Here is a 25,982-nt window from a genome sequence, read left to right on the forward strand (position 1 = left end):
ACACCTCTCCAGGAGCACACCTTGCGACACAGAAGGATCGCGGACACCGGGGTCGAGCTCACCGGACTCGGCTTCGGCGGATCTCCCCTCGGCAATCTGTACCGGAAGACCTCGGCCGCCGATGCGACGGACGCGATCGAGGCCGCCTGGTCGGCCGGCGTCCGGTACTTCGACACGGCACCGCACTACGGCCTCGGGCTCTCGGAGCGCAGGCTCGGCGCGGCCCTGCGGCACCGTCCGCGCGCCGAGTACGTCGTCTCCTCGAAGGTCGGGCGTCTGCTCGTACCCAATGAGCACCCGCGGGGCATGGACACCGAGGGCTTCGCCGTCCGGGACGATCTGCGCCGGGAGTGGGACTTCAGCCGGGACGGAGTGATGCGGTCCATCGAGGCCACCCTGGAGCGCATGGGCCTGGATCGCCTGGACGTCGTCTATCTGCACGACCCGGACGACCACTGGCGGCAGGCCGCGGAGGAGGCCATGCCCGCCCTGGCGGAGCTGCGCGACCAGGGGGTCGTCGGGGCCGTCGGGGCAGGCATGAACCAGTCGGCCATGCTCGCCCGCTTCCTGCGCGAGACCCCGACCGATGTGGTCATGCTCGCCGGGCGCTACAGCCTGCTCGACCAGTCGGCCCTGGACGACGTCCTGCCGGCCGCGCTGGAACTCGGCAAGGGCGTCGTGGCGGTCGGTGTGTTCAACTCTGGGCTGCTCTCCCAGGACCGGCCCGACCAGGGCATGAAGTACGACTACCGGATCGCACCTCCCGCCCTGGTGGACCGGGCCCGCGCGATCGCCGAGGTCTGCACCGCGCACGGCACGACCCTGCCGGCTGCGGCGATCGCCTTTCCGTACAGTCACCCCAGTATCATCAACGTCACCGTGGGCATGCGGAGCGCCGAGCAGGTGGCGCGCAACGTGGAGCTCCATCGCCGGCACGTCCCCGACGCTCTCTGGGGCGAGCTTCGCGCGAGGGGTCTGATCAGATCGGACGTGCCCACCGATTACGGCCGTGAAAGGAGTTCGCGTTGTCCCTGACGGACAAGGCCATCGCGCAGATCCGTGAGCTGATCCGTACCGGAGCGCTGCCGCCGGGATCGAAGCTGCCTCCCGAGCCGGAACTGGCCGCTCAGCTGGGGCTGTCGCGCAACCTCGCCCGCGAGGCCGTCAAGTCCCTCGTCGTCGCCCGCGTCCTGGAGATCCGGCGCGGCGACGGCACGTACGTGACCAGCCTCCAGCCGAACCTCCTCTTCGAGGGACTGGGCGGCGCCGTGGAGTTGCTGGAGGGCGACTCCGAGGCCCTGCAGGACCTGATGGAAGTCCGCCGCCTGCTCGAACCGGCCGCCACCGCACTGGCCGCGACACGCATCACCGACGAACAGCTCGCCGAGGTGAAACGGCACCTCGACGCCATGCGCGAGGCCCGCGACGACGTCGAACAGCTCAACGCCCACGACGCGGCCTTCCATCACGCCGTCATCTCGGCCACGGGCAACGACACGCTGCTCACCATCCTGAGAGCCATCTCGGGGCGGACGCTGCGCGCCCGCATCTGGCGTGGCCTGGTCGACGCGCAGGCCTCGCACCGGACCCTGTCCGAGCACGAAGCGATCTACGACGCGTTGTGCGGCCGAGACGCGGCGTTGAGCCACGCGGCCGCCCTGATGCACGTCAGCAACACCCAACGGGGACTGAGGGAACACCTGCGCACCGCCGACACCGCTCCCCCCGAGGCGTCGACACCGAAGTCGGCCGGGACGTAGGGATCGAAGCGGTCCACGTGTCCGTCCACCCCGTCGCGGGTCCTGCCCCTCATGGGGACGGCGACGTCAGGTCCAGCCGGCCGCCGCCCGCATCAGTGCTGCCGTGCGCGGGTCCGCCGGGAAGAACGTCTCGACGGCGATCTCGTCGAGCGTCACGTCCCGAGGCGAGCCGAACACCGTCGTCGTGTACAGCAGCGCAAGCTCGCCGTGCTCGGACGACAGTCGCAGCGGCACCACCAGATCGTCCTCCGGCCGGCCCGTCGAGAGTTCGCCGGCGTCCGTCCGCGGAACGGGATACCCCTCCAGTTCCTCGAGCAACTCCGCCAGACCGGCAGCCGAGGTCCGCTCGGCCTGGCGGCGGACCCGGCGCAGGACATGCGCGCGCCACTGGGCGAGATTCCGGATCCGCCGGGACAGGCCGTCGGGATGCAGCGTCGCCCTCAGCACGTTGAACGGCGGCCCCGCCCACTCCCCCGCCACGTCGCCCAGGAACAGACCCACGGCCCGGTTCGCCGCCAGCAGCTCCCAACGCACGTTCACCGCGAGTGCCGGATTGGGCTCGTGTCCGGTCAGTACGGGCGCCCTCCGGCCGGCTCCCCGACCACTCGGTCAGCGTCCTCCTTCCATCAATACATGGGATGTATCAGGAGAGCGAGCACGCCGACACCGACGCGGCAGCCACAAGCAGTCGACCTGAGCTTCGACACATTCCATCTGACAGCGATCCCAGTTGAGATTCTTTCGGTTCCTCGCCTTGCAAGTCGCGGATCCGGCTCATAGGGTCCTCATACCGCGAGTCATCCCATGACTGAAGGCCAAAGCCGCCGCATCCGGCACGGTCGGCCGCAGCCAGGGGATCTGTCCGCCTCGATGCACGCAGACAGCTGCGCGGGCCCTCACCGCTTCCGGCACGGGGCACAGCCTCTTCGTCGATCCGGACGGCCCCAGCCTCAACCGCCCCGACATCTCAGCCGAGGACATCAGCACCATGAAGCTTCGCTTCTCCACAGGCGCGGCCGCGGCCGCCACCGTGGTCGCAGTGGCCGGCCTCGCCACAGCCTGCGACGGCGGCAGTTCCGACACGGAGTCCGATCCCAAGCCGCCGGTCGGCATCGACCTGCCGCACGACGACTCCGACTTCTGGCACTCCTACTCCGCGTACGCATCATGGGAGGCCAAGGAACAGCACGTGCGGGTGCTGCCGGTGACCAACTCCGAGAGCTCCTTCAGCAAGCTCGTCGCCAACGTCCATCTCCTGCGGAGGACCGGCGCGAAGGCCATCGTCATGGCCCCGCAGGACACCACCGCGATCGGCACCACACTGGACCGTCTCGCCGCGGAGGAGATTCCGGTCGTCAGTGTCGACACCCGCCCCGACAGGGGTGACGTCTACATGGTCGTGCGCGCCGACAACAAGGCGTACGGCACCAAGGCGTGTGAACACATCGGCGAGCAGATGAACGGCACGGGCACGGTCGCCGAGCTCCAGGGGGCACTCAGCTCCATCAACGGCCGGGACCGTTCGGAGTCCTTCGCCGCATGCATGAAGAAGAACTTCCCCGGCATCCGGCTGATCGAGCTCGCCACCGAGTGGAAGGGCGACATCGCCCTCCGCGCAACTGCGGTCCACCCTCGACACCCACCCCGACCTCAAGGGCATCTACCTTCAGGCCGGCGGCGCCTTCCTCCAGCCCACCCTCGAAGTCCTCCGGGAGAAGGGCCTGTTGAAGCCCGTCGGCCAGGCCGGCCACATCACCGTCGTCGCCAACGACGGCACCCCGCAGGAACTCAACGCGATCCGCGAAGGCCACATCGACGCCACCGTCTCCCAGCCCGCCGACCTCTACGCCAGGTACGCCCTGTACTACGCGAAAGCCGCCACCGAGGGCAGGACCTTCAAGCCCGGTCCCACCGACCACGACTCCACCATCATCTCCCTGCCGAACGGCCTTGAGGACCAGCTCCCCGCTCCCCTGGTCACCAAGGACAACGTCGACGACACCTCACTGTGGGGCAACGCCATCGGCTGACACCTGGCCGACCGGGCCGCCGTCGGTACGGCGTCAGCGGAACTCCTCGACGTACGTCTGGACTCGGGCCGCGCGCAGAGCGGAAGTCGTACGCCTGACGCCTTCCCGGTCGCGGCCCACCGCCGGTGTCTCCAACTGGTCCTTGACCAAAGCCCCTTGAGCCGGTGAGCTTCACCACGTCCCTGCCGAGGCCGATCGTCCACTGAGTATGGTGACCGACGGTGATCGACGGCGAGGAGTGACCGCGTGGAAGCCACACGCCCGCACCGGAAAACTTCCGCCCCGACAGGGAACTGACATACCTTCACGCGAGGGTCGGGCGGCGAGCCCGAGCGATACAGTCACAGCGCCCGAGGAACCGGAAGGCGCCGTCGCGGACCTCGTAGAGGAAGCTCGTGTCGTCCGCGTCGAGGAGGCGTGTCCTCGGATCGAAGCTGATCGTTTTGGCGACGCCCTCGTAGCGCTGGCGGAACAGTGCTCCGGCGAGGACGCCCCGGCCCACCGGATCCTCACCGGCCAGCCCCGTGAGGGTCTGGGCGACCAGGCCCACGGCGTCGTACGCCTCCGCCGCCCAGGGCTCCGGCTGCGCGCCCCAGCGCTCGCGGTGGGCGGAGGCGAACCGGGCGGCGGGGCCGGAGGCGGCCTCGGTCGTGGTGGTACGGGCGGAGCAGAGGACCCAGCCCTCGGCCCCCTCCTTGGCATCGCGCAGGAAGACCGGGTCCATGATCTGGTCGACCGTGACCTTCGCCCCCGTGAAGCGCGCTTCGGCCAGCCGCCGGGCCACTTGGGCGGCGCGGCGGGGCGATGTTCCGGCGTAGACCACCCCGCCGGGACGTGTGGCCAGGGCAGCGGCGACCGCGGCCCTGACGTCGTCCTCGCCCGCGTCGGCCTCGACGGGGTGCACCGTGGTCGTCCCCTCGGAGGGGGGTGCTTCCATCAGGTCGGTGGTCAGTCCCTCGGCGACCGCGCCGCCCGCGCGATCCCGTACCACGGCGACCCGGCTCACCGAGCGCACGCTGGTCAGGTAGTACAGCACGGGCATGGTCTGCATCGCCTGGGTCGCCCGGGTCACATAGAGGGTGGGCGTCACCATCGGTGACAGGCCGCCGCCGTCGCAGGACACCAGCACCATCGCCGCCCCGGCCGCCGTGTACAGCGGCTCGGCGGCGGTCAGGGTCGCCTCGGACATGGGGCCGATCACGGCCGTGACCGGGGACGCCCCGGACAGCAGGCCTTGAGCGGCGGCACCGGCCCGGCCCGCCTCACCACGGTCGTCGGCGGTGCGCAGGGCGAGCCTGAACGGCGCGTCGGAACGGGCGTTGTGGATCTCGACGGCCAGCAGGGCACCCCGCCGGGTCGCCTCCCCCGTCGCCTTCTTGTCCGCGGCACGCACGAAGTGCCGGGTGAGGGTCGCGAGCACCCGTTCAGGCAGCGGTTCGCGTTGCCAGACGCAGCTCTCGTCGAGCACCGACCAGGTGTCCGGATCACTCTCGTAGGGCGAGGCCCGCCTCGCCTCGGAGCCGAACAGTTCGGGTCCTGCGATCACCTGGCCGATCAGCCGTCTGGCCGCGTCCTTCGTCTGCGGCACCTTGGCCGGGTCGGCCTCCACCGTAGGCACCGGGGCGGGCACGGGGTCGTCCTCGCCGCCGCTTGCCCGCGTCGCCGCAGGCATCCCCGTGGCGCTCGTCTGCCCCGTCCCGCCGCCTTCGGATCCCTTGTCCGCCTTCGCCCCCCCGGCAGTACAGCCGGATGCCAACATCGCCGCCGACACCACCGCCCCCACCGCGCATCGAAGTCCCGCCGACCGGTGCCTCATCCGTTCCGCCCCCCGCAGTTCGTTCCCCCGTGCCTGGTCGGCCTGGCCGCCGACAGCATGCAACTCTGCGATCAGCATGCACTGTCGTGACTCTCTCAGGTCACCGGGTCACCGAAACCGGCGGCCCAGCCGGTGGGGCGTGCGAAGGATTTGCAGCGTCCCTCCCGGACACCGGCGTCGACCCGGTGTACGCGATCGATTCCGAGCGGTCGGAAGAAGGCCCGGGGGTACGGGACTTCGCGCGGCCGGCCGATGCCTGGCACGGCCGCCCGGCGCGGCGGGCGCCTGGTGGCGAGGGCGTCATCGTGACGGTGGGAGAACGTGACGGTGGGAGAGCGAAGCGAAGCGCCCGTACCTCCGGTGGTGCTGGAGGTACGGGCGCTTGTCCTGGACTCAGGACTGGAGCTTCATGCCCTTGGGTGAGGTGAGGCCCCTTTCCGGGTGGGCCCGGAACGTCGCCGTCCAGACGGTGGGCGAGCAGGACGCGCCATTGGGTTGTCGCGCCGTCAGTCTGGCGCGGGTGCTGTCCTCGACGACCGTGTCGCCGTTCTTCACGGAGGTCACGGTGAGCCGCACCGGCACGGTAACCGCACCGATTTCATCGGGGAGTTGGACACTCACCATGGCGAACGGGTCCTCAGTTGGGCCCGAAGTCCGCTCCTTGCAGGTGCCGTTCACGCAGAACCGGATCGTCACCGCGTCCGGGCCGCCGAAGTCGGCGGGCCGCCACATGGCGGAGACCCGCGAGTCCGCGTCGGCCTGGGTGCACAGCGTGTCCGAGCCGAGGAGCGAGCAGCCGGTCAGGGCCGCCGCCAGCAACGGTGTGAGAAGGGCGCGGCGCATGTCAGTACCTCGCTACGGTGCCGGGGAAGGCGCTGTTGGCCAGCCCGATGTCGGTGAAGACCAGCGAGCACGGGTCGAAAAACCCGCCGCTGTGGCCACTGCCACTGCCACCGCCACCGCCACCGCCACCGCCACCGCCACCGCCACCGGAGATGATGCCCTTGGCGTAGGCGCGTCCGGCGCTGTCGACGGTGTAGACGGGGCCGCCGGAGTCACCCTTGATCGTGCAGGCTCCGGACGTCTTCCTGGCGACGACCATGTTCTTGGCCGTCGTACCGAAAGTGTAGTGGACGGTCGCCTGCGTGGCGGTCACCTTCCAGCCGCATTGCTCGCCGGTCATCATGCCGCCTGTGCAGACCTTGTCACCTTCTTGCGCCCAGCGTCGCCAATAGTCGTGGACGGCCCGGGACGAACTGGATGTCTTGCCGCCCTTGTAGATCCGGGCCGAGGCGAGACTGGGGCCCTCGACGCGGTACAGCGCCCCGCGTGAGCGTCGACCTCTCTCTCGTCGCCGAAGAGGCCGCAGAAACCCTGCTCTCCCTCGCCGAGCGGCGCGGGATCACGCTCGACGTCACCGGCACAGCGGCCCGGACCAGCGGCTCCGCGGAGCTCCTCCTGCGGATGGTGACGAACCTCGTCCAGAACGCCATCGTCCACAACCTGCCCGTCGGCGGCACCGTGACCGTCCACACCGAGGCACAGGGCGACGCGAGCGTGCTGCGGGTCGAGAACACAGGTCATCCGCTCCCGCCGGAACTGGTGCCGACCCTCACCGAACCCTTCCAACGCGGAACGGAACGCGTGCGCACCGACGAGCACGCCGACGTCGGGCTCGGCCTGGCCATCGTGCGCAGCGTCGTCCGCGCCCACGACGGAACCCTCGACCTCGTCGCCCGCCCCACCGGCGGCCTCCTCGTCACGGTCCGGCTTCCCAACATGCCGAGCCACACCGGGAAATGAGCGGCACGAACCCCCTCGCCGAACGGGTTCTCCACCTGGGACGATGCAGGTCATCGGGGGCAACGAGTTGTGTGTCGACTGGCATCCTCCCGGTGAGGACCGGGACGTACTCGTGCAGCATGGTCGGCCGGCGGCCGAACAGCCAGGTCAGCACGTTGGAGTCGCCGGTGATGCCGTAGCGGCCGCAGTGCCCGAAGAGGCGGTACATGATGCTGCGTGCCGCTGTGCCTTATGAGTGAATCCGGCAATCCGAGGATGGGGAGCGGGCGTGGCAGCGGGAAGGTCAGTCTGCGTACCAGTCGAGTCACGGGCAGGGAGCGCCTTCATGCCGAAGTTCCTCATCCAGGCCACCTACACGCCCGAAGGGGCGAAGGGCCTGCTCAAGGAAGGCGCAAGTGGCCGCCGTGCCGCGGTCGAAGACGTCGTCGCGGGCCTCGGCGGGTCGGTCGAGGCCATGTACTTCACCTTCGGAGAGGACGACCTCGTGTGCATCCTCGACTTCCCCGACTCGGTCTCCATGGCCGCCGTCAGCCTCGAAGTCAAGGCGAGCGGTGCGCTGCACACTCGGGCCACTCCCCTCCTCACCGTCGACGAGATCGACGAGGCGGCCCGGCGGCAGGTCTCCTTCCGTCCGCCCGGCGCGTAGGCCAAGGAGGCCCGGCGTGACAGCCCGGCCGGACGGCCCAGCAGGTGCCAGCCGCGGGCCGTACCGGTGGCGAGTCCGGTGGATGAACCTCTATTGCGGGGCGGACAACGGCTGAAGCTGTGTCAGATGTGGTTCCGCACCCATACCGCGAGGAGACCGACGACTGCGGTTCCGATGCCTGCGCAGGCTCCGCGCAGGACGAGCCCTGTGGCCTCCCGGCGCCGCCCAGCCGTCCAAAGGGTCGCGCGCTCCCGGCGCGTTGGGGAGTTCCGCGTTGGCGAGTTCGGGGTCGGCGAGTTCCGGGTCGGCGAGTTCATTGGCTGCTCCGAGATCGGTCCGGACGAGTCGAGCCCGAGTGCTTGCCGGCACCCCGAGATGGGCTCGAATCAAAGGATTCCCTCGGCCGACCGGAGCGGGCATCGTCGCCGAGGACGACTCGAAGTCATGGATCTCAGGGTTTTCCCTGATGTCCCTTGCGGGGTCGAGACGGCATGCTGGCACTACGAAAGTCAGCGGCTCGCCGGTCCGGACGAGCCGCTCAGGTCTCTCGTTGCCGCGAGAGACCCATGTGACCTCTCACTCGGGCGGCCGGGGCCTGGCGGGTGTGCCGTGGGGCCGCCTGACGCCCCACCCGTCCCGCTTCGCGCGCCGACGAGCACAACTGTGCGGGGCACGAAGTGTCGTCGGCGGCGTGTCTGCCGGGCGTGGCTGAGGCGAGTGGCCGTTCTGAGGGGGCAGAGGCCGCCGGTGTACAGGAGGCGGTTGGGGCTGCCGACGCTCAGGAAGGACAGGCGGTCCTGGGTGGGGCCGGTCAGCAACCGGGTGTAGATCTCCTCCGGCCCCGGCGTTCGGGTGGGCCTGCTCGTACAGGGCGGCGGCGCCCGCGACTTGCGGCGCGGCCATCGACGTCCCGATCAGGGAGACCGAGCCACCGCCGAGCCGGGCCGAGAGGACGAGGACTGATCCTGCGCACCCGACCCGTTGGGCGCCGGCAGGGTCGTTCGTCTCCACGGGGAGGGCATCGTGAGCGACGCGAGAGCGACATCGCGGCAGTTCCGGCAGCGGCTATCGGTGTCGGTATCGGTATGGGGTGAGGATCGTCGCTCCGTGCCTAGTGCCCCGGCAGGCAGCGTTTGCCCGTCAAGGAGCGGCGTCCGGCGCGTGCTCTCGGTGTGCCGGGTGCAGGCCCTCGTACTGGATGTACTTGGGTCTGTGCCCGGTGCGGCGAGAGGGCGTGCCGGGCGTCGCGACGGGGCGAACGTTGCCTGTCGGGGCACTAGATCAAACCGCCTCGCAGAACACGATCGAGCGCTGCCCGGCCCGCGGGTCCCCATGTCGGCTTGCCGCCAGGAAGGCCCCGGTCTCCGTTCTGGCCCATCAGCATGAGGAACAGGCTTTTCAGAGCAGCCAGGCCGCGGGCACGCCGGATCGTCGCCTCGTCCGCACGCGCGTACACGTCGAAGAACCGTGAGGCGGCGCCCGCAGGAAGCACGACCCATGCGGCCGCGAGGTCCCACGCCGGATCGCCGGCGAACACGGCACCGAAGTCGATCACGCCAGAGAGCGTCCCGTCCGAGACGACGACGTTCGCGGGATGGAGGTCGCCGTGCACCCAGACCGGCGGGCCCTGCCACTCGGGCGCGGCGACGGCGTCGTCCCAGACAGCCCTGACGTCGTCGGCGATGTCGTCGGGAACGACGGCGCGGAAGAAGTGGTCGAAGCCGTCCGTGCACTTCTTGGGGTGGTCGCCACGGTCTTCGCTGACAGGCGCGTCAGCGGGCGCCTGCACGTGGAGCGCTATGAGGAAGGCCGCCAGAGTGTCGGCCGCGTGGTCGCCGCGGCTGATCGAGGTGTAGTCCAGTGGGTCGCCGGGGACCCACGTCATGATGGTCCAGGGCTTCGGGAAGCGCGCGGACGGTTCACCGAGCCGTACCGGGACCGGGACTGGGAGCGGCAGTCGCGGGGCGAGGACGGGCAGCCATCGGCGCTCCTTGCACTGGAGGTCCGGGGCTTGTTCTGTACGCGGCATGCGCACAGCCAGGTCGTCCCCAAGGCGCCACTGCTGGTTGTCCCACCCGCCCGCGACTTCCCGGATGGCCAGCCCCGCAAGGTCAGGATGCTGCTCCCGCAGCAGGGCATGGACCAGGTCTGCGGTGATCTCGATCTCGGAGTCGGTCATGCGAAGCCACATTACTGGGGCGGGGCGCCACCCCTGGCCCCGTTCGTGATCGGTGACTGGCTAGCCGCCTGAGCCGGCAGCCGACAGCGGTACCTCGACGACAAAGAACAGGAAGTTGGGATTGGTCGAAAGCTCCTGGAAGGCGTCCGGGAACAGCTCGCGGGCGGCCGGGTCGGGCTGCGGCTCGCTGATGACGGAAAGACGGAAGCCGGCGGTGGTGAAGGCATCGGTCATCGCGTGCAACGGCCTGCGCCAGAACTCCATCGGGACGGACTGCCCGTTGAGAGTCCAGGCGAAGGTATAGCTGGTGGTCGCGTGGTAGTCGGGCCGTGGATCTCGGTGCGCGTAGGCCACGAAAGGGTGGCTCACCGACGCGATCAGTCGGCCGCCGGGCCGGAGTACCCGCCGCAACTCGGCCAGCGTCGGACCCCAGTCCTCCAGGTAATGCAGGACCAGCGACGCGACCACGTCGTCGAACGTGGCGTCGTCGAACGGCAGAGGGTCGCACAGGTCGACTACGTGCAGGGCTACATCGTCACCGAGCCGCCGCCTCGCCAATGCCAGCATCCCGGCGCTGGCGTCGATGCCGGTGACGACGGCACCGCGGTCGCGTAGTGCAGCGGACAGGGGGCCCGAGCCGCAGCCGGCGTCCAGGATCCGACGGCCGGTCACGTCTCCGGCCAGGGCCAACATCGCGGGCCGCTCGTAGTACGCGTTGACGAGGCTGCTCTCGGTCTCCGCCGAGAACGCTTCGGCGAAGCTGTCATAGTGGTTCGCCTGGTCCCGATCTGCAGACTGCATCGTCGCAGCCTAGTAGTCACATGATCCGCCGGACAGCCCCATGCCCCCACGCCCCCACGCCCCCACGCCCCAACAGCACTCAGCCTTCGCTGCGAGAGATCACACGCGTCCCGGCCGCCGCCCGACCGCCACGCGGGGCGGAGTGTCGTTCACCTGTCCGGGAGCCGACTCCCCTTCCCTGAAGGGGGTGAGCGTGCGGGCGCGCCGCGGTGAGGTGACGGCCCTGGTCGGGGCGAACGGTTCGGGTCCTTGACCAAGGTGTTGGCCGGCCTGCTGCCTCGGACGGGTGCTGTGGTGGGAGTGAGAGTCAGGCGAGCCGGTCGAACTCCGCGAGGCGGAGCGCGCCCAGGTGTTCACCTCGGTCGAAGTGCCGGCGCACGACTTCCCCCGCTGGGAGATGACCGCCGCCGCGAACGTCGCCATCGGTGCCGGCGACCGCCCACGGGTGCCCGGGAGGGCCACGCGGTCGTACTCGTCACCCACCGGCCGGCCGCGACCATGAACGCCGACCGCGTCTACGTCCCGCGGCCTGCCTTCCCTGCCACCGGCCCCGTTGAGGGCGACGAGGCGGTCGCGGCGGCCGGGCAGGGCGGGTGAACGCCGGACCACCCGTCACGCCAGGCTCCGGCCCCCGCTGTCGGACGACCTCGCGGCACGGTCGCGCGCACCTTCAGGCATCCTCGTCGTCCCGGATCTCGTCGTCTCGGACCTCGGGGGATCTGTCCTTGAGGGATCTGTCCTTGAGGGATCTGTCCTTGAGGGGCCCGTCTTTGGGGGATCTGTCCGCGGGAGATGTGTCCTCGGGAGACCGCTTGTCGAGGACTCCGACACACGCCGAGGCGACGCGGGCGACGGCGCGGTCGTCGTCGTGGGCCAGTTGACGCAGAACTTCCCGCGGGGCGGTCCCCGACAGCTCGACCAGGGCCTGGGTCAGGCGGATCCGCGTCGCGGAGTCCGCGGTGGGCGCGGCGAGCGCGTCGGCCAGCGCGCCCAAGATCCGGTTCCCGCGCGCGGGGTCCTGGGACAGCGCTCCCAGGACCTCCGCCGCGTCGACGTCGTTGAAGCCGTCGACCACCATGGCGACGAGCGTCGGCACAGCCTCGGCCACGCCGCGTCCGCCCAGCGCGAGAGCCGCCTGCCGGCGCACGGTCGTGTCCGGGTCCCCGAGCGCGTCCGTCAGGGCCTCGGTCGCACCCGGGGCCTCGGACAACTCGGCGATCGCCAGCACCGCGCGCCGCCGGATGTCGACGTCCTTCGAGCGCGCGCCGGCGGCGAGTGCCGCCACTCCGTCGCCGCCCGACCGGGCGAGCGCCCAGCGCAGGGCGCCCGCGACGATGGGATCGGATTCCGCCAGGACCGCCTCGGCCAGCAGCTCGGCGGGAACCGACACGCCCTCCGGCGGGGCCAGAACGGCCTGCTGTCTGCGTGCGGCGCTGGTTGAGCTGAGCCCTTGCATGAGCTCGACGATGCGCAGGACGTCCTGCCAGCCGCCCGGCGCCGACGCATCGATCGCGCGGAGCCGCTCAAGCAGCTCCCGATCCCGCTCCAGGCGGTCTTCCGTCCACCGAATGAGGTCGCTGACCAGGCCGGACGGCGTGAAGGCCGGATCCTCCAGGGCGCGCCCGATCTGCTTGAGCGAGAGCCCGAGTGACCGCAGGCTCTCCACGTGGAAGATCCTGCGGACGTCCTCGGCGGAGTACTCGCGATAGCCGCCGACGGTGCGGCCGGTCGGGCGCACCAGGCCGAGAGCGTCGTAGTGCCGGAGCATCCGGGGACTCACTCCCGAGTGGCGCGCCACTTTCCCTATCCTTCGCGCCCCCCGGAGCATTCACGCCCCCCGCAGCCTTCCCGACCCCCGCAGCATTCGCGCCCCCCGCAGCCTTCCCGACCCCCGTGGACTCGGGTGTCTCCGTACGTCCTGCGGGCCGCGCGGCGTCAAAGGTCTCGGTGGTCTCGGTGGTCTCGGCGACTTCTGCCTCGGCCGTGTCCGCGGCAGCGGCTCGCTCCGGGCCGAGGGCGACGACTCGCTTCGCCTCCTCGATCGCCGTGTCGAAACAGGCCTCCGGGTTCTGCCGGAGCAACTCGGTGGCATGGGCGTGCGCAGCCACCGCCGGGTCGGGGTTCGCCACGGCCTTCTCCAGGGCGAGCCCGGTCACGTCGCCGAGTTCGACGAGGGCGCGGCTCAGGCTCAGCCGCACATCGCGGCCGCCCCGGCCGAGCCGCATGACAAGGTCGTCCACCAGCACCGCTTTCTCCTCCTCGGGTACGAGGACGACCGCGACGCGCCACGCGGTCCGCGCGACCTCGTCGTCGGCGTCGCGCAGCAGGTCGCGCGTGATCCAGGCCCACGCGCGGCTGTCGCCGATCTTGGAGAGCGTGTGCAACGCCTGACTGCGGGCCTGAGCGCGCTCGGAGTCGAGTTCCGCACGGATCCGGGGCAGGGTGATCTCCGGCGAGAGGCGGGTCAGCGCCCAGGACAGCATGTCTCGCACGAAGAAGTCAGGCTCGACCGCGCATCGCTCGACGAGCGGCTCCAGGAAGCCGGGGTCGGGGTTCGAGCCGACCGCCAGGGCCGCCTGAAGCCGGACCGACGAATACTCGGCGCTCAGGGCGTTGGCCAGGTGGGTGTACTGCGGGGTTCCCTGTGTCGTGTTGATGGGACCACCTCCTGCACCCAGGGCACACGTTATCAACGTGTCAAGGTCAAGCCCGTGCCCGACGAATCAGTGGATCTCCGATCCGGACGCCGCCGCGCCGGAGGCGTCAGGCCGGCATGGTCCGGCCGCACAGGCCGCCGCGGCAGAGCCCTTCGCGGGCGCGCGGAACCCGATTGTCAGACCCCTACGCAATGATCAATGGCATGACGACTGCCGCACCCGCCGTTTCGCTGACCGACCGTGCCGCCTACGACGACGCGGTCGAGCAGGCCCTTGCCGCGAGCGCGGCGTACTACGGGGACGGAAGCACCACGCTCGACGACGCTTCCTACGACGCCCTCGCTCGCGGCATCGCCGCCTACGAACAGGCGTACCCGGATCACGTCCGGGCCGACTCCCCCATCGGCAAGGTCGGCGGCGGGGTGGCGCCGGCGGGCGAGGTCGCGCACACCGTGGCCATGCTCTCCCTCGACAACGTCTTCGACGCCGAGGGCCTGGTGAAGTGGGACGCGTCCCTGGCCCGCCGGATCGACCACCCGGCGGAGGGCGGCTAGGCGGTGGAGCCGAAGCTGGACGGGGCGGCGATGGCGGCGCGCTACCGCGACGGGCGCCTGGTGCAGCTCGTCGGACGCGGCAACGGCACACACGGCGAGGACCTCAGCCACGCGATCGGCTCGATCGTCGGCCTTCCCGTCGAGGTGCCCGGCGGTGCCACCGTGGAGATACGGGGTGAGGTCCTGCTGACCCGGGACCAGTTCGAGACGGCGAACGAGATCCGCGCCGCGCACAACGCGAAGGTCTTCTCCAACCCGCGCAACGGCACGGCCGGAACCCTGCGGGCCAAGGACCGGCCGTACACCATCGAGACCACCTTCTTCGCCTACGGGGCCGTCGATCTGGACGGGGCCGGCTTCCTCACCGGCACCAGCCACGAGGCCGTCATGGGCCAGGTCGCCGCGCTGGGCGTGCAGACCACTTCCGCCACCGACATCGGACTGCGTGTGTACGCCACGCTGGCCGAGGCGCAGGCCCGCGTCGAGGAGATCCAGCAACTGCGCCCCGAGCTGCCGTTCGGGATCGACGGGGTGGTCGTCAAGGCGAACGACCACGCCGAGCAGCAGGCCGCCGGCTCCGGCACGCGCCACCCGCACTGGGCCATCGCCTACAAGCTGCCCCCGGTGGAGGCGCAAACCACGCTCCTCGCCGTCGAGTGGAACGTCGGCCGTACCGGTCACATCGCCCCGCGCGCCGTGCTGGAGCCGGTGGAGGTCGACGGCAGCACCGTCACCTACGCGACGCTGCACAACCCGGCCTTCATCCGCAACAACGGCCTGAAGGTGGGCGACACGGTCCTGCTCTACAAGGCGGGGGACATCATTCCGCGGGTGGAGGCGCCCGTGGTGGCGCTGCGTACGGGCGAGGAGACCGACATCGTCCTGCCCGAGGCATGTCCGGGATGCGGCGGGGACATCGACAAGTCCGGTGAGCGCTGGGAGTGCGCGGGCGGGGCGAGCGGCGGGTGCGGGAAGCTGCCCTCCCTGAAGTACGCCGTGGGCCGCGACCAGCTCGACATCGACGGTCTGGGCGTGACTTACCTGGAGGCTCTCGTCGAGGCCGGTCTGGTCGACGATGTCGCCGATCTGTTCTTCCTCACCCGGCGGCAACTCGCCGAGGCGACCGGCAGCGACAAGCGGGCAGACTCGCTCCTGGTCCAGCTGGCCAAGGCCAGGGAGCAGCCTCTGAACAGGGTGTTCTGCGCACTGAAGGTGGTGCGGACCGGCCGGACGCTCTCGCGGGAGATCGCCCGTCACTTCGGCACGATGGACGCCATCCGGGCTGCCACTCCGGACGAACTGGCGCAGGTCCACAAGCTTCCGGGGGCCAACGCCCCGAAGATCGCGGCCCACATCGCCGCGCTGGGCCCGGTCCTGGACAAGCTGGCCGAGGCCGGGGTGAACCTGGTCGAGCCGACCGCCGACGACACGGACAGGGAGAGACTGCCGCTGGTGGGCGAGGCGGTCGTCGTCACGGGCGGCATGCACGGGCCGCTGGCCGGGCGCAACCGCAACGAGATGAACGAACTCATCGAGCGCGCGGGCGGCACCGCCTCCAGCAGCGTGTCGAAGAAGACGACCATCCTCGTCGCGGGCGAGGGCGCCGGATCCAAGCTCGCCAAGGCCGAACAGCTCGGCACGAGAGTGCTCACCGAGGACGAGTTCGCCGCGCTGGTCGCCGACCACCTCGCCTGACCCGTCCTTCACCGAAGGCGGGGCGGTCGGCCGACCACTCCGCCTTCGCGCGTGCGCGAGGCTTGCGAAGGCCGAAGGCAGACCACCCTGGCCTCACCGCCCGGCCCGCTGCGCGGGATCGGCCTCCCTGATGCAAATGGGCCCTGGCGCCGGGTACTTGAGCCGTATGCTGCTCGGCAGAGCGCAACAAGGGGGGCGCGAGGCACATGGCGCAGTACACCATCACTATCGGTCCGAACGGATCCGGTCCGAACGGATCCGGTCCGGACGCCGAGCCGGACGGCGACCGAGCGTTACGGTCGCTCGCGAGGTGGCTCAGGGACGACGACGCGATCCGCACCGAGGCGATCGTCGAGCTGCAACAGGCACCCCCGCCGCCCGGAGCGATGGGCAGCGCGTTCGACGTCATCCAGCTCAGCGTCGAAGCGGGCTTCCAACTGGCCAATCTGGCTTTGGCGTACGTGACGTGGCGCTCCACCCGGAGCAGACCGCCGACGGTGACCGTCGAGCACGAAGGCATGAGGGTGGAACTGAACACCGCCGACCCCGAAGAGATCGTCCGGCTTCTCGCCCGACTGCGCCGGGAGGGGTGACGGGGCGGTTGGTCGGCCCACTGCCGGACCCTGAACGGTCCAGGGCGGTACTCATCGGAACCGCTCAGTACCGGCACATGCCTGATCTGCCCGCAGTGGCGAACAACCTCTACGCCCTTCAGCGGATCATCACCGATACCGCACTGTTCGGCCTCCCTTCCGATCACTGCGCCGTCATCCTCGACGCCGTCACGCCGGGAGAAGTGCTCGCCCCGGTCCGACAGGCGGCACGGGACGCCGAGGACACCCTGATCGTGTACTTCGCGGGCCACGGGCACCAGGAGGAGGAAGACTTCCACCTCTACCTCGGGCTGCACGAGTCCCATCCCGACTCGCCCGAGAACTCCCTCGCCTACCCGATGCTGCGCTCGGCCGTGGCCCGCACCCGCGCCCGACGCCGGGTCATCATCCTCGACAGCTGCTTCAGCGGACTGGCCATGGGAGCCATGGCGGGTGCGGACGCCGTCGACCCCGCCGCCGTCCTCGCCGGCCAGGCCGCCGTCGCGGGCGCGTATCTGATGTGCTCCGCCTCCCGCACCGCGCTGGCGCTCGCCGAGCCGGGAGAAACCTACACGGCGTTCACCGGCGAGCTCGTCGACGTGCTCAACTGGGGGGTCGACGACGGCCCCGAGTACATCACCCTCGACGACGCCTTTCGTCACGTGCGCAGCCGGCTCGTGGCCAAGTCCCGCCCCCGGCCGAGGAAACAAGCACTCGACGACATCGGCGGACTTGCGCTGGTACGCAACCAGCGTATGGCGCGCCACCGCCGTGCGGAGCCGCGCCGGTACGAGGAGGACCCCCGGCCGCTGCGGCTGAGTGAGCGCTACGAACTGGGCACGGTGCTCGGCCGCGGCGGTACCGCGGAGGTGTACGTGGCCAGAGACATCCGCCTCGGCCGCGCCGTCGCCGTGAAGGCGCTCCGTTCCGACCTCGCCCGCGATCCGTTCTTCCAGAACCGGTTCCGCCGCGAGGCCCAGTCCGCCGCCGCGCTCAACCACCCGGCGATCGTCGCGATCCACGACACCGGGGAGGACCTCGTCGACGGGGTGTCCGTGCCGTACATCGTGATGGAGTACGTCGACGGCCGGACCCTGCGCGACGTGCTGGACGCGGAACACATGCTGCCGCCCGAACGCGCGCTGAAACTCACCCGTGGCATCCTGCGCGCGTTGGAGCACGCCCATGCCTCCGGCATCGTGCACTGTGACATCAAGCCGAGGAACATCCTGGTGACGCGCGACGACCAGATCAAGGTCATGGACTTCGGCATCGCGCGCGGGGTGACGGATCCGGCCTCGGCCTCGGCACAGGGCGCCACGGTCATCGGTACCGCCCAGTATCTCTCACCGGAGCAGGCTCTCGGTGAGCCCGTCGACGCCCGCTCGGACATCTACTCCACCGGCTGTCTGCTCTACGAACTGCTGACTGCCCGGCCCCCGTTCACAGGAGAGTCGCCTGTGGCGGTCGCCTACCGACGTGTCCAGGAGGAGCCCCAGCCGCCCAGCGCTCACGCTCCCGGACTCCCACCCGAGCTGGACTCCGTCGTCATGAGGGCATTGGCCAGGACCGTCGATCATCGCTACCCGTCGGCTGCGGACATGCGCGATGCCGTCCAGCGCACGCTCGAATCGCTTGCCCGGCGCCGGCAAGGGGGCGATGTCGGCGCGACGGTGAGCCAGGAGCGGGAACAGAGCCGTACGCGCAGGACATCCGCCACCAGGACGTCCAGCCCGGGACGACCTCCCAGTGGGACACGGCGTGCGTCCGCCGCAGGCCGGACCGAGCAGGTCGTCGTGGGCGACCTGTTACTCACGGTCAACTGGGAGGACAACAGCGCTGTCGCGCCGTACCGGCCGGGTGAACACTTCACCCCTCCCGCCAAACGCACCGCCGCTGAGCGCGTGGAGACGGAAGCCGGCGCCAGACCACCCGCCCTCGCGGGGCCTCCGCCGCCCACACTGCCGTTGCTGGGGCGCGACATCGAGCGCGAGCGGCTGGTGCGACTGCTCGCCCGGGGCCGCACGGTGTGGATGACCGCCGGAGCGGGATCCGGCCGGACTACGCTCCTGGACCGCGTGGCCGAGGACTGTGCCGGCCTCGCCCCGGACGGCGTGGTCCGCCTCACCGGCTTCCGCCGCACCGCCGACGATCTGCTGTACGACCTCTACCACGCCGTCCACAACGCCCCTCGCTACCAGCCGAGCCGTAGCGACCTGCTCGCCCGGGTAGCGGAGATCGGTGCGGTCGTCGTCCTCGACGACCTCGGATTCGGCGGTGCCGCGCTCGACGAACTGCTGCGCGCGACCCCGGAGTGCGCCTTCCTGATCGCCGCCTCGCCTGAGGTGCAGCAATCGTCCGGCTTCCACCTCGATGAGTCCGTTCTCAGCGGTCTCGACCGGGGCGACAGCCTGCACCTGCTCCAGGTGGTCGTCGGCCGGGCCCTCGCCGCGGAGGAGGTGAGCTGGGCCGAGGACATCCTGTCCGCGTCCCGGGGCCTGCCGCTGCCCCTCGTCCAGGCCGGCGCCCTGCTGCGCCAAGGCGGCCTGGCCGGTGCCGCCTTCGGCACCTCGGAGGAAGCTGTGTCCGAGGCCGGCCGGTCCTGCGGGCCGACGCCGCTGCTCGTCTCCCGTCTGAGCGACGTGGCGCGGGCGACCCTGCGGCTTGCGCTCCTCCTCGACGGAGAGGTGCCGCACCAGGCCCATCTGCCCGCACTGGTCGGTGAAACCCATGCCGACGCCGCGACGGGCGAGCTGGTGGCCTGCGGGCTCATCTCACCGGTCGGCTCCCGCTACCGGCTCGCGGCCGGCGTCCTGGACCAGCTGGAGGACTCCGGGTACGCCGCCGACGCGCAGGCCGACGCTTCGAACATCGTTCAGCACTACGTCTGGTGGGCACGTCATCCGTCGGTGAGCCCGGACCGCGTGTGCCACGAAGCCGACTCCGTTCTCGCCGCACTCGACCTCGCGATGCGGCTGCCCGGGCATCCCGGCGAAGGCGAGAACAACGCTGCCGTCCAACTGGCCCGCGCGACCGCACCGGCGTTCGCCTCGGGGCTGCACTGGAGCGCCTGGCAGCGGGCCCTGCTGGGAGGCGTCCGCGCCAGCGCGACGGCCGGTGCGGATGCCCTACAGGCCTACTTCCGCCACGAGCTGGTCATCCTGGCCTGCTGCTTCGGCCAGCCCGACCTGGCGCGAACCGAGTGGGACGCCGCCACAGCCCTGCGCCGCACGCCCAGCGACGGCGGCGGCGACGTCGCGGACCACCGTGCTTTTGTCCCGACGACACCGATGCCGACGGAATGACGCCGCGCTGACACCGGGTCCCTACCTCCGGCGGTACAGGCGCGCCGGATCCGGCGGCACTCCCGAGCCGGTGCCCACGCTCCACGGCAGGAGCGTTCCAGCGCTCCCCGGCTTTGACCTCGTGCTCCCTGGGCACGGCAGCCCCTCGCACCTGGAGACCGGCTAAAAAGTGGATCTGCGAGCTCACGTTGGCGTTGTCGGAGGCACACGTCTCGGTGAGATGGTCGCCGGTCGTGTCCGCAGGGTTCACACCATCGAGTGAAGGAGGGTCCGCGTCAGGACAGGGCGAGGACGCAGAACTCGTGGCCCTCCGGGTCGGCCAGGCACGTCCAGGGGACGTCGCCCTGGCCGACGTCGAGGTCGGTGGCGCCGAGGGTCCGCAGCCGGGCCACCTCCGCCGCCTTGTCGTCACCGGGGTAGGGCAGCAGGTCAAGGTGGACGCGGTCCGGCACGGTCTTCACGTCGGGGGTGCGGAGGAATTCGAGATACGGGCCGACGCCCTTTGCGGAGCGCAGCGCGGCATGATCGTCGGTCACCTCGTGCAGGGTCCAGTCCACCGCCTCACCCCAGAACCGGGCCATGGCCCGCGGATCCGCGCAGTCGACCACCACCGCGGCGATCGGCCCGGTGTCCCGGTAGACCTCCCGGGGCTCCAGCACGCAGAACTCGTTGCCCTCCGGGTCGGCGAGGACCGTCCACGGCACGTCGCCCTGGCCCACGTGGGCGGGCGTCGCGCCGAGAGCCTTCAGGCGTGCGACCAACTCCGTCTGATGGGCTGCAGAGGTGGTGGCGAGATCGAGGTGCACACGGTTCTTCGTCGCCGACTTGGGTCGCGGGACGGGAACGACGTCGATGCCGACGGCGACCGGGTCCGGCCAGACGAGGCCGCCGACGGGTCCGACGTAGGTGGTCACGCCGGGGCTGTAGGCACTCCAGCCCAGCGCCTGCGCCCAGAACCGGCCGACTGCCGGGCCGTCAACAGCCTTGATGTTCAAGTGAACAGGTCGCAGTGCCATGCCGGCGATCCTATTCGCCCACTACGCGACGGTGGGGCCCGCACGGTGCGGCGGGCCGAGCCCATCGAACGTACCGAGGCAGGTGCCCCGGGGCGCGGTACCGGTCCTGCGACCTGCCCGTGTCCCCGGGGCGCCCCGGCCCTGTCTCGTCGGCCCGTCCGGCCGCCGCTGGGTCAGACGTTGCGGCGGTACTGGCCTCCGACCTCGAAGAAGGCGTCGGTCACCTGCTGCAGCGAGCAGACCCGGGCGGCGTCCATGAGGACCGCGAAGACGTTGCGGCCTTCCATGGCCGCGGTCTTGAGGGCCTCCAGGGCCGCGTGCGCGGGCTCCAGGTGGGAGGACTGGTAGCCGTGCACGCGGTCCAGCTGGGACTGCTTCTCCTCCTCGGTGGCGCGGGCCAGCTCGATGACGCCCGGCTCCGCGGTGTCGGCGTTCGGGTTGCGGAAGGTGTTGACGCCGATCAGCGGCAGGGTGCCGTCGTGCTTGCGCTGCTCGTACAGCATCGACTCGTCCTGGATCCGGCCGCGCTGGTAGCCGGTCTCCATGGCGCCGAGCACGCCGCCGCGCTCGCTGATCCGCTCGAACTCGGTGAGCACGGCCTGCTCGACCAGGTCGGTGAGCTCGTCGATGATGAACGACCCCTGGAGGGGGTTCTCGTTCATCGCCAGGCCCCACTCCCGGTTGATGATCAGCTGGATGGCCAGGGCGCGGCGGACGGACTCCTCCGTGGGGGTCGTGACCGCCTCGTCGTAGGCGTTGGTGTGCAGGCTGTTGCAGTTGTCGTAGATGGCGATCAGGGCCTGCAGCGTGGTGCGGATGTCGTTGAAGTCCATCTCCTGGGCGTGCAGGGAGCGGCCCGAGGTCTGGACGTGGTACTTGAGCTTCTGGGAGCGCTCGTTGGCGCCGTACTTCTCCTTCATGGCGACGGACCAGATGCGCCGGGCGACGCGGCCGAGGACGGAGTACTCGGGGTCCATGCCGTTGGAGAAGAAGAACGAGAGGTTCGGCGCGAAGTCGTCGATGTCCATGCCGCGTGCCAGGTACGCCTCGACGTAGGTGAAGCCGTTGGCGAGGGTGAAGGCGAGCTGGCTGATGGGGTTCGCGCCGGCCTCGGCGATGTGGTAGCCGGAGATGGACACCGAGTAGAAGTTGCGGACCTGGTTCTGGATGAACCACTCCTGGACGTCGGCCATCATGCGCAGCGAGAACTCGGTGGAGAACAGGCAGGTGTTCTGGCCCTGGTCCTCCTTGAGGATGTCGGCCTGCACGGTGCCGCGCACGTTGGCGAGCGCCTTGGCGCGCAGTCCGGCGGCCTCGTCGGCGGACGGCTCGCGGTCGTTGGCGCTGCGGAAGGCGTCGAGCTGCTGGTCGATCGCGGTGTTGAGGAAGAACGCCAGGATGGTCGGGGCGGGTCCGTTGATGGTCATGGAGACCGAGGTGGTCGGCGCGACGAGGTCGAAGCCGTCGAAGAGGGCCTTCATGTCGTCGAGGGTGGCGACCGAGACGCCGGAGGTGCCGACCTTGCCGTAGATGTCGGGGCGCTCGTCGGGGTCGCGGCCGTAGAGGGTGACGGAGTCGAAGGCGGTGGACAGGCGGGTCGCCGGCTGGCCCTCGGACAGCAGCCTGAAGCGGCGGTTGGTGCGGAACGGGTCGCCCTCGCCGGCGAACATGCGCGCCGGGTCCTCGCCGTCGCGCTTGAACGGGAAGACGCCCGCGGTGAAGGGGAAGTGGCCGGGCAGGTTCTCGCTCCGCCAGAACCGCACCAGTTCGCCGTGGTCGGCGTAGCGGGGCAGGGCGACGCGTGGGATCTTGTTGCCGGAGAGGGACTCGCGCACCAGCTTGGTGCGGATCTCCTTGTCCCGGACCTTCACGACCAGCTCGTCCTTGGCGTACTGCGCGACGACGGCGGGCCAGCCCGCGATCTGCTCGGTGACGTCGTGCGGGAGGGCCCGGCGGGCGCCGTCGAGCAGCGCCCGGACGCCGGTGTCGTCGGAGCCGGCCTCGACGAGTTCGTCGCGGACCGCAGCGAGCCGCTGGACGCGGCGGGCGGCCTCGGCGAGGACGAGGGTCTCGGAGTGGTACTTGCGGACGGTCTCGGTGATCTCGGCGAGATAGCGGACCCGGTCGGAGGGCACGACCTGGCGGATCCCGGAGGAGTGCCGGACGTCGACCGCCGGCAGGCTGCCCTCGGACAACGGCAGGCCCTTCCCGCCGAGCAGGGACCTGAGGTGCTGGTAGAGCGCGGTGACACCGTCGTCGTTGAAGGTGGCCGCCGAGGTGCCGTAGACCGGCATCTGCTCGGGGCGCAGGCCGAACGCCTCGCGGTTGCGGATGAGCTGGCGGGCGACGTCGCGCATGGCGTCGAGGGCGCCGCGCCGCTCGAACTTGTTGATCGCCACCACGTCGGCGAAGTCGAGCATGTCGATCTTCTCGAGCTGGGAGGCGGCGCCGAACTCGGGCGTCATCACGTACAGGCTGGTGTCGACGAACGGCACGATGGCCGCGTCGCCCTGGCCGATGCCGGGGGTCTCGACGACGACCAGGTCGAAGCCGGCGGCCTTCACGACGTCGATCACGTCGGAGAGGTGCTCGGGCAGCTCGCGGCTGCCGCGGGTGGCCAGGCTGCGGAAGAACACCTGGCCGCCGTCGAGGGAGTTCATGCGGATGCGGTCGCCGAGCAGCGCGCCGCCGCCGCGGCGGCGCGTCGGGTCGACGGCGATCACGGCGATGCGGAGCTTGTCCTGCTGGTCGACGCGGAGCCGGCGGACGAGTTCGTCGGTGAGCGAGGACTTGCCGGAGCCGCCGGTGCCGGTGATGCCCAGGACGGGGACCTGCCGCGTCGCGGTGGCGGTGCGCAGCTCGTCGAGGAAGGCGGCGGGCAGCTTGCCCAGCTCGGCGCCGGTGACGGCGCGGGCGATGGCGAACCGGTCGCCGGCGAGGACGGCCGCCGCCTCGGCGGGCTTGGTGTCCCACAGGTCGAAGTCGCAGTCGGCGACCACAGAGTTGACCATGCCTGCGAGGCCCATGCGCTGGCCGTCCTCGGGCGAGAAGATCGTCACCCCGCTCGCCCGCAGCCGGGAGATCTCCTCGGGCACGATGACGCCTCCGCCGCCGCCCACGACGCGGACGTGGTCCGCGCCCTGGGCGCGCAGCGACTCCACCAGGTATTCGAAGTACTCCACGTGTCCGCCCTGGTAGGACGAGACCGCGACGCCGTGCGCGTCCTCTTCGAGCGCCGCGTCGACGACCTCCTTCACCGACCGGTTGTGCCCGAGGTGGATCACCTCGACGCCCTGGGACTGGAAGATCCGCCGCATGATGTTGATCGAGGCGTCATGGCCGTCGAACAGGGCTGACGCGGTGACCAGGCGAACGGGATGCACGGGTCGGTGCAGATCACTCATGGGGCCCTCCGGACCGGACGCTGGAACGTAGCGCTCGCAGAGATACTAGGACGTCCTACTAAATCACAGGCAGGCATCCCTGTGTGACCAGGAGCACGGCGATTTCGTAGGTTGCGGGAGGCCGTCGGGCCGTGCGTTTCCGAGCCGCACGACCGGGGTGGGGCCCGGGCCGGACCCCGGTCTGCTGGCGCCCTGGTGCCTTGGCGCCTTGGCCCCCCTGGTGCCCTGGACCCGCGGTCCGCCGACTCCCGGTCCCTGTCCCACGCCTCCCGGTCCCGGTCTCCCGGTCCCACGCCCCCGATCCGCCGGTCTCCCGGTCCCACGGCCTCCGGCCCCCGGCCCCCCGAGCCCCTGGCCCCGCGTACCCGCACCCGGTCCGGCGGGCGGCCGGGCCGTAGGGCGAGTCCGGGCGGAGGGAGGGCCTGCCGTACGGGCCGGTGCGGCGGAACCGGAGCAGGGCGGCGAAGCGGGCGGACGGGTCCTGGAGGCCGATCCCGCCCACCTCCGTCACCCTGCCAAGCCGACAGCGGAGCGTGCTCGGGTGGACGAGGACGCGCGCGGACGCCGGGCACAGGCGGCGGCATGGGGCACGGGCGGCGGCGCCCGGCCGTATCCGAAGTCAGTCCGCCCCTGCCCGGCTTCACGGTCCCGACCCGACGGCCCCACCGGGCGGGGCCGGGACCTCGAAAACCCTTCGCACCTGCTCACTTCGCCGGGTACGGTCTCGTGCGAACTGCCACTGCGGGGAGCCCGGGAGCTCCCCGTCCGGCCATCCGGGCAGTTCCCCACGCCACGCTGAGAGCAGGTTTCGTCAATGGCATGTCGTATCAGTGAACTCGTGCTCGGTTGCCGCGACCCCGAGGTGCTGGCGCGGTTCTGGTGCGAGGTCCTGGACTTCGTGGTGCTCGGGCGCGAAGAGGACGGCAGCATGGAGATCGGGCCGCGCGAAGGGTTCGGCGGCGCGCAGCCGACGCTCTTCCTCAGCCGCAGGGACGAGCCGGAGCCGGGCAAGCCCCGGCTGCACATCGACGTCAACGCCACCGACCGCGACCAGGACGCCGAGCTCGAACGCCTGCTCAAGCTCGGGGCGCGCCCGGCCGACATCGGCCAGACCGGCGAGGAGTCCTGGCACGTTCTCGCCGACCCCGAGGGCAATGAGTTCTGCCTGCTCAAGACCCGCCTCAACCCGCTCTGACGGTTCGCGGTCCCGGTAAGGCCCGAGGGCCTGTCGTCGAAATCCCCCTGGCCGCTCTCGGGACAGACGGGAATTCGGCGACGGCCCACCCGTTCGAAGGCGGCCGCCTCGGTCGTGAGACGGCCCCACACCCCTGCCGACGGCCGGTGTGGTCGAAACGCCGCCAGCCCCAACTCGGCCAGATGGGCGGTGATATGGCCAGGCCCACACCCCAGGTCCGCGACCCGGGTGCCGCCGTCGGCGGTCACGACCTCGGCGAAGGCACTCAACATCGCGGGGTCCAGGGGTCTGTCACGCAGTTCGCCCCGAAACAGCTGCGCGCGTAGGTGGGGGCGACGGCGTCGTAGGCCTCGCGGGTGGCGCTGAGGGCATCGTGCTCGACCATGCTCGCGACAGTAGCTCCAGGCGCTGGGACCAGTCGAGGCAATCGCGGTCTTCACGCCCGCTCGTTCGCCTCGCTTTCGCCGCCTCCGGTCCTGCTCCGGACCTCCCTGCCCCGCCGACCATGACCTGAGCATGCTCACGTAC

16 protein-coding genes and 5 pseudogenes are annotated in these 25,982 nt (G+C 70.8%); 9 read left to right on the top strand and 12 right to left on the bottom strand.

Annotation, left to right across the window (positions count from 1 at the left end; all coding sequences use genetic code 11):
- Nucleotides 1–21: 21 nt before the first annotated feature.
- Both ABZZ79_RS06270 and ABZZ79_RS06275 read left to right on the top strand, forming a co-directional pair.
- Nucleotides 22–1,035, top strand: coding sequence for an aldo/keto reductase (locus tag ABZZ79_RS06270; RefSeq protein WP_356687028.1), 1,014 nt, complete (start codon nt 22–24; stop codon nt 1,033–1,035).
- Nucleotides 1,026–1,760 (top strand): FadR/GntR family transcriptional regulator, encoded by a 735-nt coding sequence (locus tag ABZZ79_RS06275; RefSeq protein WP_356687030.1) that lies wholly within the window; start codon nt 1,026–1,028, stop codon nt 1,758–1,760. The genes ABZZ79_RS06270 and ABZZ79_RS06275 overlap by 10 nt, the downstream gene beginning before the upstream one ends.
- A 66-nt stretch (nt 1,761–1,826) precedes the next feature.
- Here the strand turns inward: ABZZ79_RS06275 and ABZZ79_RS06280 are convergent, their stop codons facing one another.
- Nucleotides 1,827–2,333, bottom strand: a complete 507-nt coding sequence (locus ABZZ79_RS06280; protein WP_356687243.1) for a hypothetical protein — start codon at nt 2,331–2,333, stop codon at nt 1,827–1,829.
- A gap of 415 nt (nt 2,334–2,748) precedes the next feature.
- Between ABZZ79_RS06280 and ABZZ79_RS06285 the strand changes: the two are divergent.
- Nucleotides 2,749–3,790 (top strand): annotated as a pseudogene (locus ABZZ79_RS06285) (sugar ABC transporter substrate-binding protein).
- 304 nt (nt 3,791–4,094) lie between these two features.
- On the opposite strand, the gene ABZZ79_RS06290 reads toward ABZZ79_RS06285, so the two are convergent.
- The 3 genes from ABZZ79_RS06290 to ABZZ79_RS06300 all read right to left on the bottom strand — a co-directional run bounded on the left by ABZZ79_RS06290 (nt 4,095) and on the right by ABZZ79_RS06300 (nt 6,792).
- The gene (locus tag ABZZ79_RS06290; protein ID WP_356687032.1) at nt 4,095–5,462 is read right to left on the bottom strand and encodes a hypothetical protein; all 1,368 of its coding nucleotides are present in this window, start codon (nt 5,460–5,462) and stop codon (nt 4,095–4,097) included.
- A 537-nt stretch (nt 5,463–5,999) separates the two neighbouring features.
- A complete protein-coding gene (locus tag ABZZ79_RS06295; protein WP_356687034.1) occupies nt 6,000–6,449 on the bottom strand; it encodes a hypothetical protein in 450 nt (149 codons plus the stop codon).
- Between the two features lies 1 nt (nt 6,450).
- Entirely contained in the window at nt 6,451–6,792 is a 342-nt protein-coding gene (locus ABZZ79_RS06300; RefSeq protein WP_356687036.1) for a hypothetical protein, read from the bottom strand.
- Nucleotides 6,793–6,941: 149 nt separating this feature from the next.
- On the opposite strand from ABZZ79_RS06300, the pseudogene ABZZ79_RS06305 reads away from it, so the two are divergent.
- Together ABZZ79_RS06305 and ABZZ79_RS06310 are read left to right on the top strand one after the other, a co-directional pair.
- Nucleotides 6,942–7,409 (top strand): annotated as a pseudogene (locus ABZZ79_RS06305) (ATP-binding protein); the annotation flags it as partial.
- 325 nt (nt 7,410–7,734) lie between these two features.
- A complete protein-coding gene (locus ABZZ79_RS06310) occupies nt 7,735–8,055 on the top strand; it encodes a GYD domain-containing protein (RefSeq protein WP_356687038.1) in 321 nt (106 codons plus the stop codon).
- A gap of 576 nt (nt 8,056–8,631) precedes the next feature.
- On the opposite strand, the gene ABZZ79_RS06315 is transcribed toward ABZZ79_RS06310, so the two are convergent.
- The 5 genes and pseudogenes from ABZZ79_RS06315 to ABZZ79_RS06335 all read right to left on the bottom strand — a co-directional run.
- Nucleotides 8,632–8,958, bottom strand: coding sequence for a hypothetical protein (locus ABZZ79_RS06315; protein WP_356687245.1), 327 nt, complete (start codon nt 8,956–8,958; stop codon nt 8,632–8,634).
- Between the two features lie 373 nt (nt 8,959–9,331).
- Nucleotides 9,332–10,234: an aminoglycoside phosphotransferase family protein gene (locus ABZZ79_RS06320; RefSeq protein ID WP_356687040.1), complete on the bottom strand. Its 903-nt coding sequence runs from the start codon at nt 10,232–10,234 to the stop codon at nt 9,332–9,334.
- Between the two features lie 60 nt (nt 10,235–10,294).
- Nucleotides 10,295–11,035, bottom strand: coding sequence for a class I SAM-dependent methyltransferase (locus tag ABZZ79_RS06325; protein WP_356687042.1), 741 nt, complete (start codon nt 11,033–11,035; stop codon nt 10,295–10,297).
- A gap of 670 nt (nt 11,036–11,705) precedes the next feature.
- Nucleotides 11,706–12,863, bottom strand: a complete 1,158-nt coding sequence (locus tag ABZZ79_RS06330; protein WP_356687044.1) for a MerR family transcriptional regulator — start codon at nt 12,861–12,863, stop codon at nt 11,706–11,708.
- 157 nt (nt 12,864–13,020) lie between these two features.
- Nucleotides 13,021–13,718: pseudogene (locus ABZZ79_RS06335) on the bottom strand (HEAT repeat domain-containing protein); the annotation flags it as partial.
- Nucleotides 13,719–13,895: 177 nt separating this feature from the next.
- Between ABZZ79_RS06335 and ligA the strand changes: the two are divergent.
- From ligA to ABZZ79_RS06350, 3 genes and pseudogenes are all read left to right on the top strand, one after another.
- A pseudogene (gene ligA / locus ABZZ79_RS06340) lies at nt 13,896–15,941 on the top strand (NAD-dependent DNA ligase LigA).
- Between the two features lie 206 nt (nt 15,942–16,147).
- Nucleotides 16,148–16,534, top strand: a complete 387-nt coding sequence (locus tag ABZZ79_RS06345; RefSeq protein ID WP_356687046.1) for a hypothetical protein — start codon at nt 16,148–16,150, stop codon at nt 16,532–16,534.
- A complete protein-coding gene (locus tag ABZZ79_RS06350) occupies nt 16,531–19,839 on the top strand; it encodes a protein kinase (RefSeq protein ID WP_356687048.1) in 3,309 nt (1,102 codons plus the stop codon). The genes ABZZ79_RS06345 and ABZZ79_RS06350 overlap by 4 nt, the downstream gene beginning before the upstream one ends.
- Before the next feature lie 275 nt (nt 19,840–20,114).
- On the opposite strand, the gene ABZZ79_RS06355 is transcribed toward ABZZ79_RS06350, so the two are convergent.
- Together ABZZ79_RS06355 and icmF are read right to left on the bottom strand one after the other, a co-directional pair.
- Nucleotides 20,115–20,855, bottom strand: coding sequence for a VOC family protein (locus ABZZ79_RS06355; protein ID WP_356687050.1), 741 nt, complete (start codon nt 20,853–20,855; stop codon nt 20,115–20,117).
- Nucleotides 20,856–21,028: 173 nt separating this feature from the next.
- On the bottom strand, nt 21,029–24,259 hold the full coding sequence (gene icmF / locus ABZZ79_RS06360) for a fused isobutyryl-CoA mutase/GTPase IcmF (protein WP_356687052.1): 3,231 nt from the start codon (nt 24,257–24,259) through the stop codon (nt 21,029–21,031).
- Between the two features lie 814 nt (nt 24,260–25,073).
- On the opposite strand from icmF, the gene ABZZ79_RS06365 reads away from it, so the two are divergent.
- Nucleotides 25,074–25,454 (top strand): VOC family protein, encoded by a 381-nt coding sequence (locus ABZZ79_RS06365; protein ID WP_356687054.1) that lies wholly within the window; start codon nt 25,074–25,076, stop codon nt 25,452–25,454.
- Nucleotides 25,455–25,609: 155 nt separating this feature from the next.
- Here ABZZ79_RS06365 and ABZZ79_RS06370 read toward each other — a convergent pair.
- A pseudogene (locus tag ABZZ79_RS06370) lies at nt 25,610–25,839 on the bottom strand (SAM-dependent methyltransferase); the annotation flags it as partial.
- Nucleotides 25,840–25,982 lie beyond the last annotated feature (143 nt).

Origin of the sequence: Streptomyces sp. NPDC006458 (assembly GCF_040612135.1) — a bacterium.
Lineage (GTDB): Bacteria > Actinomycetota > Actinomycetes > Streptomycetales > Streptomycetaceae > Streptomyces.

Excerpts from the sequence above, each read along its gene's own strand:
- ABZZ79_RS06310 (WP_356687038.1), top strand. The coding sequence starts at position 7,735 with ATGCCGAAGTTCCTCATCCAGGCCACCTACACGCCCGAAGGGGCGAAG.
- ABZZ79_RS06300 (WP_356687036.1), bottom strand. The coding sequence starts at position 6,792 with ATGATGACCGGCGAGCAATGCGGCTGGAAGGTGACCGCCACGCAGGCG.
- ABZZ79_RS06315 (WP_356687245.1), bottom strand. The coding sequence starts at position 8,958 with ATGGCCGCGCCGCAAGTCGCGGGCGCCGCCGCCCTGTACGAGCAGGCC.
- ABZZ79_RS06320 (WP_356687040.1), bottom strand. The coding sequence starts at position 10,234 with ATGACCGACTCCGAGATCGAGATCACCGCAGACCTGGTCCATGCCCTG.
- ABZZ79_RS06330 (WP_356687044.1), bottom strand. The coding sequence starts at position 12,863 with ATGCTCCGGGGGGCGCGAAGGATAGGGAAAGTGGCGCGCCACTCGGGA.
- ABZZ79_RS06290 (WP_356687032.1), bottom strand. The coding sequence starts at position 5,462 with ATGCCTGCGGCGACGCGGGCAAGCGGCGGCGAGGACGACCCCGTGCCC.
- icmF (WP_356687052.1), bottom strand. The coding sequence starts at position 24,259 with ATGAGTGATCTGCACCGACCCGTGCATCCCGTTCGCCTGGTCACCGCG.
- ABZZ79_RS06325 (WP_356687042.1), bottom strand. The coding sequence starts at position 11,035 with ATGCAGTCTGCAGATCGGGACCAGGCGAACCACTATGACAGCTTCGCC.
- ABZZ79_RS06365 (WP_356687054.1), top strand. The coding sequence starts at position 25,074 with ATGGCATGTCGTATCAGTGAACTCGTGCTCGGTTGCCGCGACCCCGAG.
- ABZZ79_RS06295 (WP_356687034.1), bottom strand. The coding sequence starts at position 6,449 with ATGCGCCGCGCCCTTCTCACACCGTTGCTGGCGGCGGCCCTGACCGGC.
- ABZZ79_RS06355 (WP_356687050.1), bottom strand. The coding sequence starts at position 20,855 with ATGGCACTGCGACCTGTTCACTTGAACATCAAGGCTGTTGACGGCCCG.
- ABZZ79_RS06345 (WP_356687046.1), top strand. The coding sequence starts at position 16,148 with ATGGCGCAGTACACCATCACTATCGGTCCGAACGGATCCGGTCCGAAC.